The organism is Emticicia sp. BO119, assembly GCF_013912375.1.
GTDB lineage: Bacteria > Bacteroidota > Bacteroidia > Cytophagales > Spirosomataceae > Emticicia.
This window is the reverse complement of the sequence record NZ_JACETV010000007.1, coordinates 14264-30103: the sequence shown is the minus strand read 5'-3', so window position 1 is coordinate 30103 and position 15840 is coordinate 14264. Positions and strand designations below refer to the sequence as shown.

The window sequence follows — 15840 nt, the reverse complement described above, 5'->3', positions numbered from 1 at the left end:
ACCTAAGGCTATTAAACATAGTTTACTTTTACCACGGAGTGTCAATAAGTACTATATAAAACTCTGTGCAACTCCGTGCAAAACTTAGTGACACTCCGTGGTTTAAAGTCTTAATAAATTCAATCCAATATGAAACCTATCAATTTATGAAAAAAGTCTTTTTTATTGCAGCCTTAATAGTCTCCTCACTTACAATCAATGCCCAAACCCGAAGCTTATTCAACTTCAAAAACTTTGATGGCTGGCATATAGATGTTCCGGCCTTAGATAATAATCCTAATGGTAAAAATCCGTTTATTATACGTAATGGACTATTAGTAAGTCTGGCAGACCCGCAAGGGCATATTATTACTGATTCAGTTTATGAAAACTATCGTCTGGAGGTAGAATATCGTTTTGCTGCCAAGCCCGGCAACTGTGGCGTAATTTTGCACGCCTCAACCCCAAGAGTTTTGTATGCCATGTTTCCGAAGTCTATTGAGGCGCAATTGATGCACAAAAATGCCGGCGATTTCTGGTGCATTGGCGAAGACATCAGCGTACCGGATATGGAAAAAAGAAGAGGTCCTAAAAAGAACTGGGGCTCAGTAGATGGTAAAGAGCGCAGAATCGTGAATCTGACCGATAATTCTGAAAAACCCGTAGGGGAATGGAATACAATGCGAGTAGAATGTCTGGGCGACCAGATAAAAGTATGGGTCAATGGTGATTTAGTCAATCATGGCTTTAATTGTACCGTCAGTAAAGGACAAATTGCTTTGCAAGCCGAAGGCTCAGAAGTGGAGTTTCGTAAAGTAGATTTTACACCTATTACACAATTGTCTAATTAATAAGCTAATAATGCTAAATATTCAACAATTCTAATTAATCTGTAACCTAACAAACCCATCTATGAAAGCTCTATTGTGCAAAGAATTTGGCAAGCCTAATACCTTAGTTTTAGAAGAATTAGAGGCATTAAAAGCAGAGGCAGGCAAAGTTGTAATTACCATCAAAGCCTGTAGTGCCAATTTCCCTGATACATTGATAATCCAAAATCTCTACCAGTTTAAACCTGCCTTGCCTTTTTCACCGGGAGGTGAGGTTTCAGGTATTGTGAAAGAAGTAGGTGAAGGAGTAAAACACGTAAAAGTGGGTGATAAGGTTTTTGCCATGACAGGTTGGGGAGGCATGGCAGAAGAGGTATTGGTAGATGCCCGTAGGGTATTCCCGATGTTGCCCTCAATGGATTTTGTTACGGCTGCTTCAGTGATGTATAATTATGGTACATCTTATCATGCCCTAAAAGACCGTGCGGAACTAAAAGCAGGCGAAACACTGCTGATTTTAGGGGCTGCCGGAGGAGTTGGATTAGCGGCTGTTGAATTAGGTAAAATGATGGGGGCTAAAGTAATAGCAGCAGCATCAAGCGATGAAAAATTAACTATTTGCAAAGAAAAAGGAGCAGATTTTACAATTAATTATACAACCGAAGATTTAAGGGAACAAATCAAAACCTTTACAGACGGCAAAGGAGTAGATGTGATTTATGATGCCGTAGGAGATAAATATGCCGAACCTACTCTGCGTTCTATCGCATGGAAGGGGCGTTATCTGGTAGTAGGTTTTGCCGCAGGAGAAATCCCTAAAATTCCACTGAATCTGGCTTTATTAAAAGGCTGTTCGATTGTCGGGGTTTTCTGGGGGCAATTTGCTGAGAAAGAATCAGCTAAGAACTTCCAGAATATACAGGAGTTGGCAGGCTATTTTATGAAAGGAAAACTCCGTCCACATATTCATAAATTATACCCATTAGACAATGCCGCTGACGCTATTGCTGATTTGATGAATAGAAAAGTGGTAGGCAAAGCCGTAGTAGTGATGTCGGATGATGTAAAGATGCCGTCCTATGAAGCACCTAAGGAAGAAATTATTGCCAAAGAAGAAAAACCTGATGAAATCAGGAAAGAAGGGAATGCGATTCTCTTTAAAAACATAGCCGAGCTAAAGGCGTTCAAAGGCAAAGAGTTAGGAATATCCAGCTGGCAGACACTTTCACAAGAAATGATTAACGATTTTGCTAAAGCCACTTTCGACGATCAGTGGATTCATGTGAATGAAGAAATGGCCAAACAGTTTTCACCATTCGGTAAAACCATTGCGCATGGTTTCTTATCTTTATCGCTCTCACCCAAGTTTATGTATGAAATATTTAAGGTAGAATCAGCTAAAATGGGACTAAACTATGGTACCAATAAAGTTCGTTTTATTTCTCCTGTGCCATCGGGCAGTCGGGTACGTATGAAGGCCGTTTTAAAAGAAGTAGAAGATATGCAACCAAGCGGAGTAAAACTGATTATTGATGCAATATTCGAATTAGAAGGCTCTGAGAAACCTGCTTGTGTAGCAGAGTTGTTGAGTGTGATTTATGAGTAAAAGTAAGGGGAATTGTATTTTATTAATCAATCGAACTTGGTAGAGACGTATTGCAATACGTCTCTACCTGAAAACATTACCTCCCAATCGCCACTCTCTTCAACAAAGTATCAATCACCTGTCGGGTAGTAATACCATCCGCTTCTGCTTCGTAGTTTAAGATAATTCTATGGTTAAATACATCATGTACCAATGCCTTAATATCTTCCGGTAATACGTAGTCTCTTTCGTCAAAATAGGCTAAGGCTTTAGCAGCGTTGTATAAAGACAGCCCTGCACGAGGAGAAACGCCAAACTGAATGTATCTGGCCTCATCTTTCAGACCATATTCAGCCGGGCGACGGGTAGAGAACACCAATTCAATAATATATCTTTCCAGCATTTCAGAAATCGTAATCCGGTTAATTTCCTGCTTAACAGCCGAAATCTCTTCTCTATCTAAAATGGGTTTGGGTACATAGTTAAAATTCAGATTAGCCATCTTTCGAACCATTTCCAGCTCCGAGTTTTTATCGAGATAATCAACAAAAACTTTCATCATAAAACGGTCAACCTGTGCTTCCGGTAGTGGATAGGTTCCTTCTTGCTCAACCGGGTTTTGCGTAGCCATTACCAGAAACGGACGATCAAGCTGATGTGTCTCATCTCCTATGGTTACCTGTTTCTCTGCCATTGCTTCCAAAAGGGCCGATTGCACTTTGGCCGGGGCACGGTTTACCTCATCGGCCAGAATCAGATTAGAAAAAATTGGCCCTTTTTTTACCTCAAAATCACCGGATTTCTGGTTATATATCATCGTTCCGACCAAATCAGAAGGCAGCAGGTCGGGTGTAAATTGTATGCGGTTAAACCCTAAATCCAATACTTTGGCAAGGGTATTGATTGTTTTTGTTTTAGCAAGACCGGGAACACCTTCAAGCAAAATATGACCACCTGTAAAAAGCCCTATCAATAAACGATTAATCAATCGTTCCTGCCCTATTACTACTTTGCTTGTCTCTGAAAAAACCTCTCTTATTTTTTTATGTAAAATTCTCGAACCTTCCATTTGTTAGTAAGATTATAGCAAAATCGTTGGATTAATAAATAATAAGATACCTTGATTTTAAAGAAATATTACTTTCTAAAACCAAGTAAATTGTTCCACTCTGGCGTAAAAAATGTGAAGATAGGAAAATCCCTTAAAAACCCTTACTCCTTTTTCATCTTTTTACTAAACGCGGCTTTCACAAATCTATTTTTCTGATGAATATCCTTTATGATAACTACTTCTGAAAAACCTGATGCTTTGAATACCTCTGCCGTTTCTTTGCCTAAACTTTCATTGATTTCTACCACTATCAGGCCATCTTCCTTTAGGTTCTGAAAAGCAAAACGGGCAATAGCCTGATAAAAAATCAAAGGGTCATTATCTTCAACAAAGAGTGCTAAATGAGGCTCAAAATTTAACACATTGCTTCGCATTTGTGCCGCCTCCTGCTTTGTTACGTAGGGTGGATTACTCACGATTATATCAAAACGAAGCTCAGTTTGTGCCTCTCCTGATAAGTAGTGAAGTATATCTACCTTATCAAAAACCACATTAAAAGCCTGATTAAGCGCCGCATTTTTTTGAGCTATGGCTAAAGCCTTTTCAGAAACATCATATGCCCAAACCTGCGAGTTACTTAATTCTTTTGCTAAAGAAATAGCAATGCAGCCACTACCTGTACCAATATCTAAAACGTTTTTTTTAGATCCGAATCGCTCTGTTTCTTTCTCCCATCGGCAAATAGAGTCTACCAGTTCTTCGGTTTCCGGCCTTGGAATCAGTACAGAATCATCAACCAGAAATCTTCTGCCGTAAAAAGTTGTTTCTCCTAAAATGTACTGAATGGGTTCATGATTATTTAGTCGTTTCACAATCAAATCCCAGTCAATATTTTTTGAAAAATTGATGGGTCGGTTGCTTAGAATATCTATTTTTTTCAGACCTAATTCATGTTCTAACAACCAGAATACAATTTCTTTTGCTTCCTGTGTTTCGTACACCGTAATTTGGTGCAGCAATTCGTCGAAGAGTTGTTTACTGGTAAGTATCTCTTTCAAAATGTAAACTTTGTGATTTGTCGCAAAATTAACGCAAGAAATCAAGAATGGAAGAAAAATATATGCTAAGGGCATTACAATTAGCCGAAATTGGCAGAGGGCAAGTAAGCCCTAACCCAATGGTAGGCTGTGTGATTGTGCATAATGACCAGATCATTGGTGAAGGTTGGCATCAGAAATACGGCAGTTGGCATGCGGAAGTTAATGCCGTAAATTCGGTACAAGATCAATCAAAATTAGCAGAATCAACTGTCTATGTGACTCTTGAGCCCTGTTCGCACTTTGGTAAAACCCCTCCCTGTGCCGATCTGTTGGTGAGACATGAGGTAAAAAAAGTAATCATTTGTAATAATGACCCAAACCCCTTAGTAGCTGGAAAGGGTATTGCTAAACTACGTGCGGCAGGCATTGAAGTAGAACAAGGCTTATTAGCAGAAAAAGGCAGAATCTTAAACACCCGTTTCTTTACCTATATAGAAAAGAAACACCCCTATATCATTCTGAAATGGGCAGAAACAGCCGATGGCTTTATAGCCGGAGAAAACTATGAGCCTGTGAAAATCAGCAATGCCCTCTCTCATAAACTGGCGCACAAATGGCGCAGTGAAGAAGATGCCATTATGGTAGGCACAAATACAGCCAGATACGATAACCCTAAACTGAATGCCAGAGAATGGCAGGGCGCTAAAAACCCGATACGCATAGTAGTTGACAGACAAATGCAACTCTCACAATCCTTGCATTTGTTTGACAATACACAGGATACCTGGATACTCAACGAATTAGCTGATAAAACAGACGAGAAAAACACTTATATCAAAACAGTATTTGGTGAATCATTTATTGAGAATGTATTACAGGAGTTACACCAGCGAAAAATACAATCTGTCTATGTAGAAGGCGGTACAACACTTTTACAGAGTTTCATCAAAGCCAATTTGTTTGATGAAATCAGGATTTTTCGTAGTCCGAATCAACTCTATAAAGGCATTGCAGCACCAACCATGTCTAAAAATGTTGAGATAATAGAAAAACAAAACTTAATGGGCGATGAGTTGATTATTTATAAACATCGCTAATTTTGTAAAATTACCTTTCTACCCTATAGAGGTAATCTATCTTTCACCAAAAAATGCTCCGATAAAGGGTAAGGAGATTGTTGATTCATGAAAATTGCCATTATAGGCTGCGGAAACATGGGAATGGCCTTTGCCCGTTCATTTTTGCAGTATGATTTAGTACGAAAAGAAGACCTGTTATTAATAGAAAAAAGCCAGGAGCGCAGCGAAACACTCAAAAGTGCCAAAGAAGGTGTGGTGGTAAGCACAATTAACGCTCAGATAGCCGACTACGAACTGATTATCCTCTCGGTAAAACCGCAGGACTTTGCTTCTTTGAAAGATGAACTGACGGCAGTTATCCAACCGCAACAGGTGATTTTATCTATCATGGCGGGTATTCCCATGAGCAAAATTCAGGATATGCTTAATCATAAATTAGTCGTGAGAGCTATGCCGAATACACCTGCTATGTTGGGCATGGGTATTACCGGTTTTACGGCTTCCCCTGAAGTAGACGCGCATAAACTACGCAAAGTAGAAAACCTGATTAATGCCACCGGACGCTCGGTATATTTAGAAGACGAAAGCATGATTGATGCCGTTACGGCATTAAGTGGTAGTGGCCCAGCCTATTTCTACTATCTGGTAAAGCATATGATAGAAGCAGGTAAGCAGATGGGCTTTGATGAAGGCATGGCAAGTCTGTTGGTAAAACAAACCATGTTAGGCTCGTATCACCTGATTAATAATGCTGAAAAAAGTCTGGATGATTTGATTAAAGCCGTAGCATCGAAAGGTGGTACAACCGAAGCGGCTTTGCGCACCTTTGAAGAAAGCCAATTGCCGGAGGGATTAATCAATGGTATTCTGGCTGCCGAGAGAAGAGCCAAGGAATTATCTAAATAATTGTTAAAAAAACAGTACTATAAAATTTATTCAGCATATTTTCTGTTATTAGTGTGAATCCGTTTAAACCGGAAATTCGCATTTTAATGTAAGATTTAAAACAATTTATTGCCAGAATAAGTATATTTATCTTACAAACAGGCATTAATTATAAAATAAAGGGTTTTAAAGTGGAAGAAAACAAAATACAGAATAGTAAAGCTACTGTACGAACACCTATCATTGTGGGTACGACCCTCGCGCTGGGTATTCTGATAGGTGCAACATTTTTTGGAGGTCGTCGTCCGGCGGGTGATGTGTCTCGTAGTTCAAGTAAGTTTCGGGAAATTCTGACTTATATCAACAGAAGTTATGTCGATAGCGTGAATACTGATAGTCTGGTCGATTATTCAATCACCAAAATGCTTGAAAAATTAGACCCGCATACCTATTATTTCCCCCCACAAGATGCCGAACTGGCCCGCTCTCAACTGGAAAGTGGTTTCGATGGCATTGGTATTGAGTTTAATGTATTCAACGATACAGTATATGTAGTAACGCCATTGGCCGGAGGGCCATCAGAGGCCGTAGGTATCCAAAGCGGTGATGCTATCATCAAAGCTAATGACAATAGCCTGACGGGGAAAGAAGCAAGCAGCACAAATATTTTTGCCAACCTGAGAGGTAAACGCGGCTCAGTAGCAAAACTGGAAATCAAACGCAAAGGCTTTAAGGATTTATTGAAATTCTCGGTTACCCGTGATAAAATACCTCAATATTCTATTGATGCGGCTTATCTAATGGAAGATAAAAAGACCGGCTATCTGAAAATAAACCGCTTCACCGAGACTACTTACGATGAATTTAAAGAGCATATGGTTGACTTGCAGAAACAAGGCATGAAACAATTGCTATTAGATTTAAGGGGTAATCCGGGTGGCTATATGGACAGAGCCACTGACATAGTAGACGAACTGGTAGCAGGTAAAGGTGTAATTGTATATACCGACGGAAAAGATACTCGTAACAACCGCAAAACCAATGCACATATTGACGGGATGTTTGAAAAAGGAGCTATTGTAGTTCTGGTAGACGAAGGCAGTGCATCAGCCTCAGAGATTGTTTCTGGGTCATTACAGGATTATGACCGAGCCTTGATAGTTGGTCGCAGAACTTTTGGCAAAGGTTTAGTGCAACAACCGATTCAGCTTTCTGATGGTTCAGAATTACGCCTGACTATCTCACGTTATTATATCCCGAGTGGTAGAAGCATTCAGAAACCCTATGTAAAGGGGCATCTGGATAATTATGAGCATGAATTAGAAGACAGAGGGAAATCAGGTGAGTATTTCATAGCTGATAGCATTAAAAATAACCCTAAAATGCGCTTCAAAACTGTGGGTGGCAGAACGGTTTATGGTGGTGGTGGTGTTACGCCTGATATTTTCGTGCCGCGTGATACAAGCCATATTACCAAATATCTGATGGAATTGTATGGCCGTAACATCATTCGTGAATATGCCATGAGTTATGCCAACGATAATCGTAAAACCTTATCGAAACAATCGTTTGATAGTTATCTGAAAAGCTTTTCTGTGAGTGATGCGATGCTCAATGATATGAACAGAGTATTAACAAACACAGGTGTAAAATATTCACCACAAGAATTTGCTGACTCAAAAGATTTTATCAAATCTCAGCTGAAAGCGGCCATAGCCCGCCATATCTGGCAACGTAGTGTAAAAAATGGTCTGAATAACGAATTTTATCAGATTGTTTACCAGGACGACCCGATGATTGAAACAGCACTAAAGAGCTTTGTAAAAGCAGAAAAATTGGAGAAAGATAAAAGATTGTAAGAATATATTTTCAAAATAGGGAGCCATTAAACTCCCTGTTTTATTTTATAATGCTTCGCTATCTTCCTGATACAATACCTGAACTACAGTCTGCCCAACGGCTTTGAGAGTATTCTTATCAATAATGCTCATATTATCGCCATGAGTATGATGGTAAGCGCCAAAAGTACGGTTGCTATTTACCTCCTGATGCAGAATATCTACCATCGGAATTCTGGCTACCGTATTCACGAATACATGGTCGTCGGTAATGCCCCCACCTTCCTGCTTAATAAAATACTGGCTGTAGCCCAAACGCTCGGCAATATCCCATATCTGATTAGTAATATTTCCGGCAAACTGAACAGACTGCGCCTCTTTCGGAAAAGTAGCCCCTTGCGCTCCTACCATATCTAACAAAATACCAAAATAGGCTGAATAATTAGGTTTATGCAGATTGCTCGCCCAGTATTGAGAACCCAAACACCAGTAAACTTTTTCCTGCGATGGCTGCATATCGTCTTTTTCTCCCCAGTCTTCTGCATCGAAGAAGATAATATCTACACCAATATTTAGTTTTTGCTGATTAATACGAATCGTACGGGCTACCTCTAACAATATGCCTACTCCACTTGCACCGTCGTTGGCAGCATCAATTGCCTGTTCCTTTTTCAACGAATCTTTATCAGCAAATGGGCGTGAATCCCAATGTGCTGCTAATAAAATGCGTTTGTTTGCTGTTGGGTTATAACTTCCTATAATGTTACGCGCATTCAATACTTTTCCGTCAAAAGTCGTAGGCTTGAAATGCTGTTCTGTTACTTCAAAACCATATTCTTTTAGTTTCTGCACCATCCAGTCACCGCCTTTCACATGGGCAGAAGTATTAGGCACACGAGGGCCAAATTTCACCTGTTTCTCAATAAAAGTATAAGCCGAATCAGCATTAAAAGCAGGTGCACTTGCTAATTTTATTTGCTCTGTTTCGTTTTCAGTAGAGCTTGGTTTCTGTTTACAAGAAACAACGGTTATAAACGATAATAATAAAATTACTATACTCTTATAAAAGAATTGTCTATCTTGAATTGTCTGTTTTTTAAACACGTTCATTGTATTCATTAAATGTTAAAATAAAAATCTTGTGTATGAATCGAAAAAAGATGCAAACATCAATTACCCACAAATGTATTCAATTTAAATTCAGCTATTAAAAGAAAATTAATTTGTCTTATACCGGCCTCAAAAATACCTTTATAAGGCGCTGACTATAAGTTATTTATGACTACACACAAGGTATTATTACCTGATTTACCTATAAATTAACGTTGTGGCGTAGAATGTATTTCGGGAAGTTTTTTTTTTGCTTAGTTTTGCACCTCAAATTTATTTCAGAGATGACTATTGCAGAAGCACAATCAGAAGTAGATAACTGGATTAAAACCATTGGCGTGAGATACTTTAATGAACTTACCAATATGGCTATGCTGATGGAAGAGGTAGGTGAAGTGGCTCGCATTATGGCTCGCAGATACGGCGAACAATCAGAAAAAGAATCAGATAAAGATAAGGATTTAGGTGATGAAATGGCTGATGTATTATTCGTACTGATATGTCTGGCTAATCAGACTAATATAGATTTGACAGAGGCACTTCGCAAAAACCTTGAAAAGAAAACTAAAAGAGATAAATTGCGTCATCAAAACAACGAAAAACTAACCAATATGTAATATGTTTACGATACTCTCCCAAGCTTTTAACCGAACTGCCCGAAACTGGAAAATGGTTCTGACAGTTTTTATTGTTAATATATCTCTTGGTTTACTTTTAGCTGCTCCTCTTTACAATGTATTACAGTCAGAAGCTGAAGGTTCTTTAGAATTTAATAAACTGGTTAATGGCTTTGACCTGACCGTTATCATAGATTTCTTAAGCAAACACGGAAAAACCCTGCCCCGTTTCTGGCTTTTAGGTTTTGTTTTATCTCTTATTTATTTAATGCTTAATATCTTTTTTGCCGGTGGTATTCTTTCCCAGTTTGCTTCAAGAGGCACATTCAGAATTAATGAGTTTCTTAAAAATTCAACAAGATATTTCGGTAAATTCCTATTGGTTTTTCTGATTGAACTTATTGCACTCTTAGCTGTCTGTATTGTATCTTTTATCTTTTTAGGTGTTTCACTGATAGCTTCCGAAAACAGCACCGAGCCGGTTCAAATGGCCTGGCTTACACCATCTTTGTTGCTTTCAGGCTTTTTATTCACAGTAGTGCTCAATATCGGCAATTATGCCAAGGTAATTTTGTTTAAAAACCTCTCTCTGAATGTCTGGCTTGGATTCTGGAAAGCCACCAACTATATTTTTCATAATTTTAAAACCATGCGTATATATTGGGCTATTCTGGTAGTAGCTGTAATATTAGTTCTGGTATATCTGTTTCTCGAATCAGCAATCGGCATGAATACAGCATTCAGGATTTTTATTATGTTTATTGTGCAGCAGGCTTTTGTTTTCGGAAGGGTCTTTATGAAAATCTGGATGTTCAGCGGCACATTTGAATACCTTACTTTAAAACCCGTTCCTATTGCTCAGTCACCTGTTATTACAGTATCTGAACCAAATGAGGCCACAGGCGATACAGAAAACAAACTTTCTGAGTAAAGAAAGTGTTATGCTATCAAGCAAACTCTTGTGCCATTAGAAGCAATCTGGCTGATAATGGTACTTTTTTATTTAAAATAAATGGAAGAAGAACTAATCATAAACCGGGTAAGCAAAAGTGGCTTGGTTACGCTTGACTTAGAAGATTTTTATCATAAAGGTGACCGACTCCTATATGACATAAAAGATAATCTTTATATGGGCTTGATTCTGCGTGAAAAAGATTTTCGCGAGTTTCTTAAAGCAAATGACTGGACTTATTATACTGATAAAAACGTTGCCATTACCTGCACAGAAGAGACAATTATTCCGACATGGGCTTATATGCTTTTAGCCATACATTTGGAGCCATATGCCAATATGGTAGTGTTTGGTACTCTTGATGACTTAGAAACCAAACTCTATGATGATGCTATTGACCAGATTGATTTTAAAGAATACACAGGGGCGAAAGTTGTAGTAAAGGGTTGCAGTAAAGTAACAGTACCAACCTCTGCCTATGTCGAAATCACCCGTCGCTTAAAACCTTATGCCCAAAGTATTATGTTTGGCGAACCTTGTAGTACAGTTCCTTTGTATAAGAGGCCAAAGATATAAAATTACATAAAGGATTTGCTAATCTTTTAAAATTAGCAAATTCACCTTCTATTTTTTCTTAAATTGCGCCCCGTTTTCACCAAGGGTCTTAAAGACTTGTATTTTAGATTTTGACGATTTAGAAAATCGTCCTTAACAATTATGTCTGTTCGTGTAAGATTTGCTCCGAGTCCAACCGGCCCGCTTCATATAGGTGGGGTTCGTACGGCTTTATATAATTATTTGTTTGCTCAGAAAATGGGCGGAAAGATGTTACTTCGCATTGAAGATACTGACCAGAATCGCTTTGTACCCGGAGCAGAAGAGTATATTTTGGAAGCCTTAAACTGGATTGGAATCAAAATAGATGAAGGACAAGGCGTAGGAGGCCCTGAATCTTCTTACCGTCAGTCAGAAAGAAAAGAAATCTATCGCAGATATGCTGACCAACTCATACAAGATGGTAAAGCATATTTTGCTTTTGATACTGCCGAAGAACTGGAAGATATGCGTAAACGTCTGGAAGATGCAAAAATTGACAATCCGTCTTATAATGCAGTTACGAGAATGCAGATGAAAAACTCGCTTACGCTATCAAAAGAAGAAGTAGAAGCAAGAATTGCCAACGGAGACCCGCACGTAATACGCCTGAAAGTACCCTTGAAAGAAGAAATCCGTTTCAAAGACATTATCCGTGACTGGGTGGTAGTACATTCATCAACGATTGATGATAAAGTATTATTGAAGTCAGACGGTATGCCTACCTATCACCTGGCTAATATTGTTGACGACCACCTGATGGGCATTACACACGTGATTCGTGGCGAAGAATGGTTACCATCAGCACCTTTACATATTTTGCTGTACAGAGCATTTGGCTGGAAAGCCCCGGAATTTGCACATTTACCCCTATTATTAAAACCGGAAGGTAATGGCAAATTAAGCAAACGCGATGGTTTACTGGGCAATTTCCCTGTGTTTCCCCTGAAATGGACTGACCCTTTTACGGGTGAACAAGCAAGAGGGTTTCGCGAAGATGGGTATTTCCCGGAAGCATTAGTAAATTTTCTTGCTTTTTTAGGATGGAATCCCGGTACAGAGCAGGAAATTTTCTCTATGAGCGAACTGGTTGAGTCTTTCAGTTTAGATAAAATACACAAGGCTGGTGCTCGTTTTATGGTTGATAAAGCCAAGTGGTTCAACCAACACTATCTGAAAGCAAAAACAGAAGAAGAATTAGCGTCAATAATTGAGCTTCCGGCAGGTACACCTGCTCATTTTGCTCCTAAACTGGTTCGTCTGATGAAAGACCGTGTTACTTTCCCGCAAGAGATTGTAACCGAAGTACCGTTCATCTTTGAAGCCCCTGCTTCTTATGACGAAGAAATTGTAAAAAGCAAATGGAACGACGATGCCCGCAAGGCCATGGGTGCTATTAAAGAAGCCATTCAGGGTATAAATGATGAGGAATTTGTAGCACAGAATATCCATGATACTATCTTCCCTGCGCTTGAATCAGCAGGATTAAAACCTGGTAAAGTGATGCAGGCATTCCGCTTATCTATTACAGGAGTAGGGAAAGGCCCGGACCTGATGCTTACTTTAGAAATTTTAGGCAAAACAGAAGTTATTAAAAGAATCGAAAATGCAACAGTTGTTTTATCTTAAGTAAGGAGACTCCTCTTCGTGTGTTTCTCTATGCAGAAGGGCTATAAGCAGAAACACACGATAAGCTACAGAAGTAATACGAACAACGGCAAAATCGTATTCATAAGGTGATACCGAATGCCTTAAAAAATTAGCTCCGCTTGAAAGTATCAATAAGCCCATAGACAACGAAATATAAAATTGGCTTTTTTCAGAAAAAGGCGCATACGCAGATAAAGTGCTTACGTACATCATTTGTAGCAGATAAAATGCAAAAAGAGTAACAGGAATCCATTGTCTGGTAGGAAGTGCAACAAAAAAGAAAAATAAAATCGGAATAATAATATAGGGAACTAATATTTTACGAAATGTCTTTTTCTGATTAGAGAAGTCAAATTTTGCTCCTTCTTGTAAAAATATTGTAATAATTAATTGTTGACTAACCATTAATAATGCAAATTCTATTACCTTGCCTGTGATAGAATTATTGATATAGACCGGAAGCGGAGAAATTATCAGTATAAAACAGGCCCAGATAAAAAGTTTATCTGCCTTATTAATTATAGCGCCATGTTTTCTTTCCTGATAATACCAGTTGGCAAGGTAAGCATAGATTAATACCCTGGCAGGGTAAGAAACAAACTTGTTAAAGTTATAGTAGAGTACTAACTCAATTATACTCAATAGCAGAATTATAAAAATTTTCAACATAATAGGTAGTAACTTATAACTAATTACACAAGAAGTAAAATAGCAGTTTTAAGTCTGTTTAAATTTCTAAAACTATGGCAAAAAAGAAATCAGATGATAAATCTTCCGCTGAAAACCCTCGTGTTCATAAAGATTTGAATGGCTTTGATATTAAGATAAACTCTTTCGGTGAAATCCAGATGAGTTTTGAAATCGATAAAATCAATAGTTTTTTAAATAATACTGTGGATGACAAAAAACTTCGTAATCGTAAAAAAGATAACGAAAAATAGCGGTTATACTAATTTAGGCAGGAATTCTTCTTTCTTTATACGGTTTAATAAGCCAATAATTATCAGAATGCGGCCAAGATTGGCAGCTATCCTTACGATGCCGTAATCGAATTCATAAGAGGCTACATATACACGATGAACACTTGCGCCACTGGCAAACAGAATAAAAAACATCCCTAAAGATATATACAGTTTACTCTTTTCAGGAAAAGGTAAAAAAGCTGATAAGACCGCCATGTACATTATCTGAACCAGATAAATAAAACTGATTACTAATACATCTGGCTTTGCAACTGGAGAAACCACCAGAAAAAAATAGGTAAGTGGAAAAACAACGTATGCAATTAATACTTTAAGTGAAGTATTCAGATTACTTCTGAAATTAATTTTTGCACCCTCTAAACTATAAATTCTGATAAGCAACTGATAGCTTACCAAAAGCAATACTGCTTCTAAAACCGTACCCCAGGTAAAGCCGAAAATATAAATAGGAATAGGTGTAATGGCAGGAATAACACAGGATATAAGAAACAGTTTGTCTGTCAGATTAAGCTCTTCTTTTCTTTCTGAATAATACCAATAGGCCATAAACAAATGTATGAGACCTCTTAGCGGGTAAGCCAGCGCTGAATCTATTTTATAAAATACAGTTAATTCAATAATCAGCAGTAAAATAATTACGGCAATCTTTATCATGGTAGATGATTAAGTAAGCAAATATTGAGATGGTTCATTAGAGGAATCCCCCAATATCGTCCGTGGTTAGTTAAGGTTAATTTTTTAAAGACTTATTCTTTTCAAGAATTGAAATCTTTCCAAATTTGATAAAATTGTAGCAGAAAAGAAAGGGAAATTATAAAAAAGAGCAATTCTCAATAGAAAAATAAGTAGATATACTTAGTAAAAATTAAAACGCTGTTTTGCTTTTAATAAAAGTAGAAAATCAGAACAATAAATTATTTGATAATAAGAGCAGTTTGTTGCTCATAGTCATATTGCAAGACCTGTAAACAATTGATACACAAGCAGGTATCATATTGCTGATTGATAAAAGTGAGTTGCTCTTTACTTAGAGAAATAGTATTGCATTGGCAAACACCAATGTTGGCTGCCCCGCATTTAAATAATTCATGGCAACGTGGGCAAGCCTGTAAAGAACAGGGAAATTTTTGTTCCGACATATTAATTTACCTCTTTTTCTATTGCAATATAATGCGTCACTTTGCTTTGACTGTTCTGAATCGGAAAAATCCTGATACTACACCAGTATGATTCTCCGTTCTTGCGATAGTTTAAAATTCTGGCCTCAATATTCTCTAATTTAACTAATTTTTCTCTGATAAATTGTTTTGTCTGAAGATTGGTTTTTTCGCCTTGTAAAAATGCAGGGCTTTTGCCTGTAGTTTCGGTTGCATCATAACCTGTCATAGACTGAAAACTTTGGCTTACCCATACAATTTCCTGCGAAAGGTTAGTGACAACAACAGAATAACTTTCTATTAACAATGACTTAAAGTCAATATCAGATTGCCAGTCATACCTATGAGCCAATCTATCTATTTGCTGAATGTCATTCTGTATATGGATACGTTTCTCTAATAAAGGATTGGCAATATCCCAACATAGTAGCGGAGCTGTAACAGGTCTTTCTTTTTCTTCCTGATAAGCAAAAGCAGGTATGTTTAACAT

General features: G+C 37.9%; 17 protein-coding genes. 10 read left to right on the top strand and 7 right to left on the bottom strand.

Features of this window, described 5'->3' with window-relative positions; translation table 11 throughout:
- Positions 1-146 precede the first annotated feature (146 nt).
- Positions 147-830, top strand: a complete 684-nt coding sequence (locus tag H1R81_RS20545; RefSeq protein ID WP_181842627.1) for a DUF1080 domain-containing protein — start codon at positions 147-149, stop codon at positions 828-830.
- A 61-nt stretch (positions 831-891) separates the two neighbouring features.
- Positions 892-2415: a zinc-binding dehydrogenase gene (locus tag H1R81_RS20540; RefSeq protein ID WP_181842626.1), complete on the top strand. Its 1524-nt coding sequence runs from the start codon at positions 892-894 to the stop codon at positions 2413-2415.
- 76 nt (positions 2416-2491) lie between these two features.
- On the opposite strand, the gene H1R81_RS20535 is transcribed toward H1R81_RS20540, so the two are convergent.
- Complete coding sequence (locus tag H1R81_RS20535; RefSeq protein ID WP_181842625.1) at positions 2492-3463, bottom strand: MoxR family ATPase; 972 nt, start codon at positions 3461-3463, stop codon at positions 2492-2494.
- 143 nt (positions 3464-3606) lie between these two features.
- A complete protein-coding gene (gene prmC, locus H1R81_RS20530; RefSeq protein WP_229251186.1) occupies positions 3607-4503 on the bottom strand; it encodes a peptide chain release factor N(5)-glutamine methyltransferase in 897 nt (298 codons plus the stop codon).
- A gap of 47 nt (positions 4504-4550) precedes the next feature.
- Between prmC and ribD the strand changes: the two genes are divergently transcribed.
- From ribD to H1R81_RS20515, 3 genes are all read left to right on the top strand, one after another.
- Positions 4551-5582 (top strand): bifunctional diaminohydroxyphosphoribosylaminopyrimidine deaminase/5-amino-6-(5-phosphoribosylamino)uracil reductase RibD, encoded by a 1032-nt coding sequence (gene ribD / locus H1R81_RS20525; RefSeq protein WP_181842624.1) that lies wholly within the window; start codon positions 4551-4553, stop codon positions 5580-5582.
- Positions 5583-5669: 87 nt separating this feature from the next.
- Complete coding sequence (proC, locus tag H1R81_RS20520; protein ID WP_181842623.1) at positions 5670-6470, top strand: pyrroline-5-carboxylate reductase; 801 nt, start codon at positions 5670-5672, stop codon at positions 6468-6470.
- A 170-nt stretch (positions 6471-6640) separates the two neighbouring features.
- Positions 6641-8308 carry a S41 family peptidase gene (locus H1R81_RS20515; protein ID WP_181842622.1) on the top strand — a complete coding sequence of 556 codons (1668 nt, stop codon included), beginning with the start codon at positions 6641-6643 and terminating at the stop codon, positions 8306-8308.
- 45 nt (positions 8309-8353) lie between these two features.
- On the opposite strand, the gene H1R81_RS20510 is transcribed toward H1R81_RS20515, so the two are convergent.
- The gene (locus H1R81_RS20510) at positions 8354-9397 is read right to left on the bottom strand and encodes a M28 family peptidase (protein WP_181842621.1); all 1044 of its coding nucleotides are present in this window, start codon (positions 9395-9397) and stop codon (positions 8354-8356) included.
- Positions 9398-9681: 284 nt separating this feature from the next.
- Here H1R81_RS20510 and H1R81_RS20505 point away from each other — a divergent pair, with 284 nt between their 5' ends.
- The 4 genes from H1R81_RS20505 to gltX all read left to right on the top strand — a co-directional run bounded on the left by H1R81_RS20505 (position 9682) and on the right by gltX (position 13189).
- Positions 9682-10014: a nucleotide pyrophosphohydrolase gene (locus H1R81_RS20505; RefSeq protein WP_181842620.1), complete on the top strand. Its 333-nt coding sequence runs from the start codon at positions 9682-9684 to the stop codon at positions 10012-10014.
- A gap of 1 nt (position 10015) precedes the next feature.
- Positions 10016-10945: a hypothetical protein gene (locus tag H1R81_RS20500; RefSeq protein WP_181842619.1), complete on the top strand. Its 930-nt coding sequence runs from the start codon at positions 10016-10018 to the stop codon at positions 10943-10945.
- Positions 10946-11026: 81 nt separating this feature from the next.
- Positions 11027-11542 carry a DUF2480 family protein gene (locus tag H1R81_RS20495; RefSeq protein ID WP_181842618.1) on the top strand — a complete coding sequence of 172 codons (516 nt, stop codon included), beginning with the start codon at positions 11027-11029 and terminating at the stop codon, positions 11540-11542.
- 141 nt (positions 11543-11683) lie between these two features.
- A complete protein-coding gene (gene gltX / locus H1R81_RS20490; protein WP_181842617.1) occupies positions 11684-13189 on the top strand; it encodes a glutamate--tRNA ligase in 1506 nt (501 codons plus the stop codon).
- Here the strand turns inward: gltX and H1R81_RS20485 are convergent.
- Positions 13181-13879 (bottom strand): hypothetical protein, encoded by a 699-nt coding sequence (locus H1R81_RS20485; RefSeq protein WP_181842616.1) that lies wholly within the window; start codon positions 13877-13879, stop codon positions 13181-13183. The two genes, gltX and H1R81_RS20485, sit on opposite strands and share 9 nt — an antisense overlap.
- 74 nt (positions 13880-13953) lie before the next feature.
- On the opposite strand from H1R81_RS20485, the gene H1R81_RS20480 reads away from it, so the two are divergent.
- Positions 13954-14151 (top strand): hypothetical protein, encoded by a 198-nt coding sequence (locus H1R81_RS20480; RefSeq protein WP_181842615.1) that lies wholly within the window; start codon positions 13954-13956, stop codon positions 14149-14151.
- Between the two features lie 3 nt (positions 14152-14154).
- On the opposite strand, the gene H1R81_RS20475 is transcribed toward H1R81_RS20480, so the two are convergent.
- The 3 genes from H1R81_RS20475 to H1R81_RS20465 form a co-directional block, all read right to left on the bottom strand.
- Complete coding sequence (locus tag H1R81_RS20475; RefSeq protein WP_181842614.1) at positions 14155-14847, bottom strand: hypothetical protein; 693 nt, start codon at positions 14845-14847, stop codon at positions 14155-14157.
- 260 nt (positions 14848-15107) lie between these two features.
- Entirely contained in the window at positions 15108-15332 is a 225-nt protein-coding gene (locus tag H1R81_RS20470; RefSeq protein ID WP_181842613.1) for a cysteine-rich CWC family protein, read from the bottom strand.
- Position 15333: 1 nt separating this feature from the next.
- Positions 15334-15840 carry a PAS domain-containing protein gene (locus H1R81_RS20465; RefSeq protein ID WP_181842612.1) on the bottom strand — a complete coding sequence of 169 codons (507 nt, stop codon included), beginning with the start codon at positions 15838-15840 and terminating at the stop codon, positions 15334-15336.

Bases quoted from the DNA above. Each gene is read 5' to 3' on its own strand.
- H1R81_RS20535 (WP_181842625.1), bottom strand. From the start codon at position 3,463: ATGGAAGGTTCGAGAATTTTACATAAAAAAATAAGAGAGGTTTTTTCA.
- H1R81_RS20505 (WP_181842620.1), top strand. From the start codon at position 9,682: ATGACTATTGCAGAAGCACAATCAGAAGTAGATAACTGGATTAAAACC.
- H1R81_RS20545 (WP_181842627.1), top strand. From the start codon at position 147: ATGAAAAAAGTCTTTTTTATTGCAGCCTTAATAGTCTCCTCACTTACA.
- H1R81_RS20470 (WP_181842613.1), bottom strand. From the start codon at position 15,332: ATGTCGGAACAAAAATTTCCCTGTTCTTTACAGGCTTGCCCACGTTGC.
- H1R81_RS20475 (WP_181842614.1), bottom strand. From the start codon at position 14,847: ATGATAAAGATTGCCGTAATTATTTTACTGCTGATTATTGAATTAACT.
- H1R81_RS20510 (WP_181842621.1), bottom strand. From the start codon at position 9,397: ATGAACGTGTTTAAAAAACAGACAATTCAAGATAGACAATTCTTTTAT.
- H1R81_RS20540 (WP_181842626.1), top strand. From the start codon at position 892: ATGAAAGCTCTATTGTGCAAAGAATTTGGCAAGCCTAATACCTTAGTT.
- H1R81_RS20495 (WP_181842618.1), top strand. From the start codon at position 11,027: ATGGAAGAAGAACTAATCATAAACCGGGTAAGCAAAAGTGGCTTGGTT.
- proC (WP_181842623.1), top strand. From the start codon at position 5,670: ATGAAAATTGCCATTATAGGCTGCGGAAACATGGGAATGGCCTTTGCC.
- H1R81_RS20480 (WP_181842615.1), top strand. From the start codon at position 13,954: ATGGCAAAAAAGAAATCAGATGATAAATCTTCCGCTGAAAACCCTCGT.
- H1R81_RS20500 (WP_181842619.1), top strand. From the start codon at position 10,016: ATGTTTACGATACTCTCCCAAGCTTTTAACCGAACTGCCCGAAACTGG.
- ribD (WP_181842624.1), top strand. From the start codon at position 4,551: ATGGAAGAAAAATATATGCTAAGGGCATTACAATTAGCCGAAATTGGC.
- H1R81_RS20465 (WP_181842612.1), bottom strand. From the start codon at position 15,840: ATGTTAAACATACCTGCTTTTGCTTATCAGGAAGAAAAAGAAAGACCT.
- H1R81_RS20485 (WP_181842616.1), bottom strand. From the start codon at position 13,879: ATGTTGAAAATTTTTATAATTCTGCTATTGAGTATAATTGAGTTAGTA.
- gltX (WP_181842617.1), top strand. From the start codon at position 11,684: ATGTCTGTTCGTGTAAGATTTGCTCCGAGTCCAACCGGCCCGCTTCAT.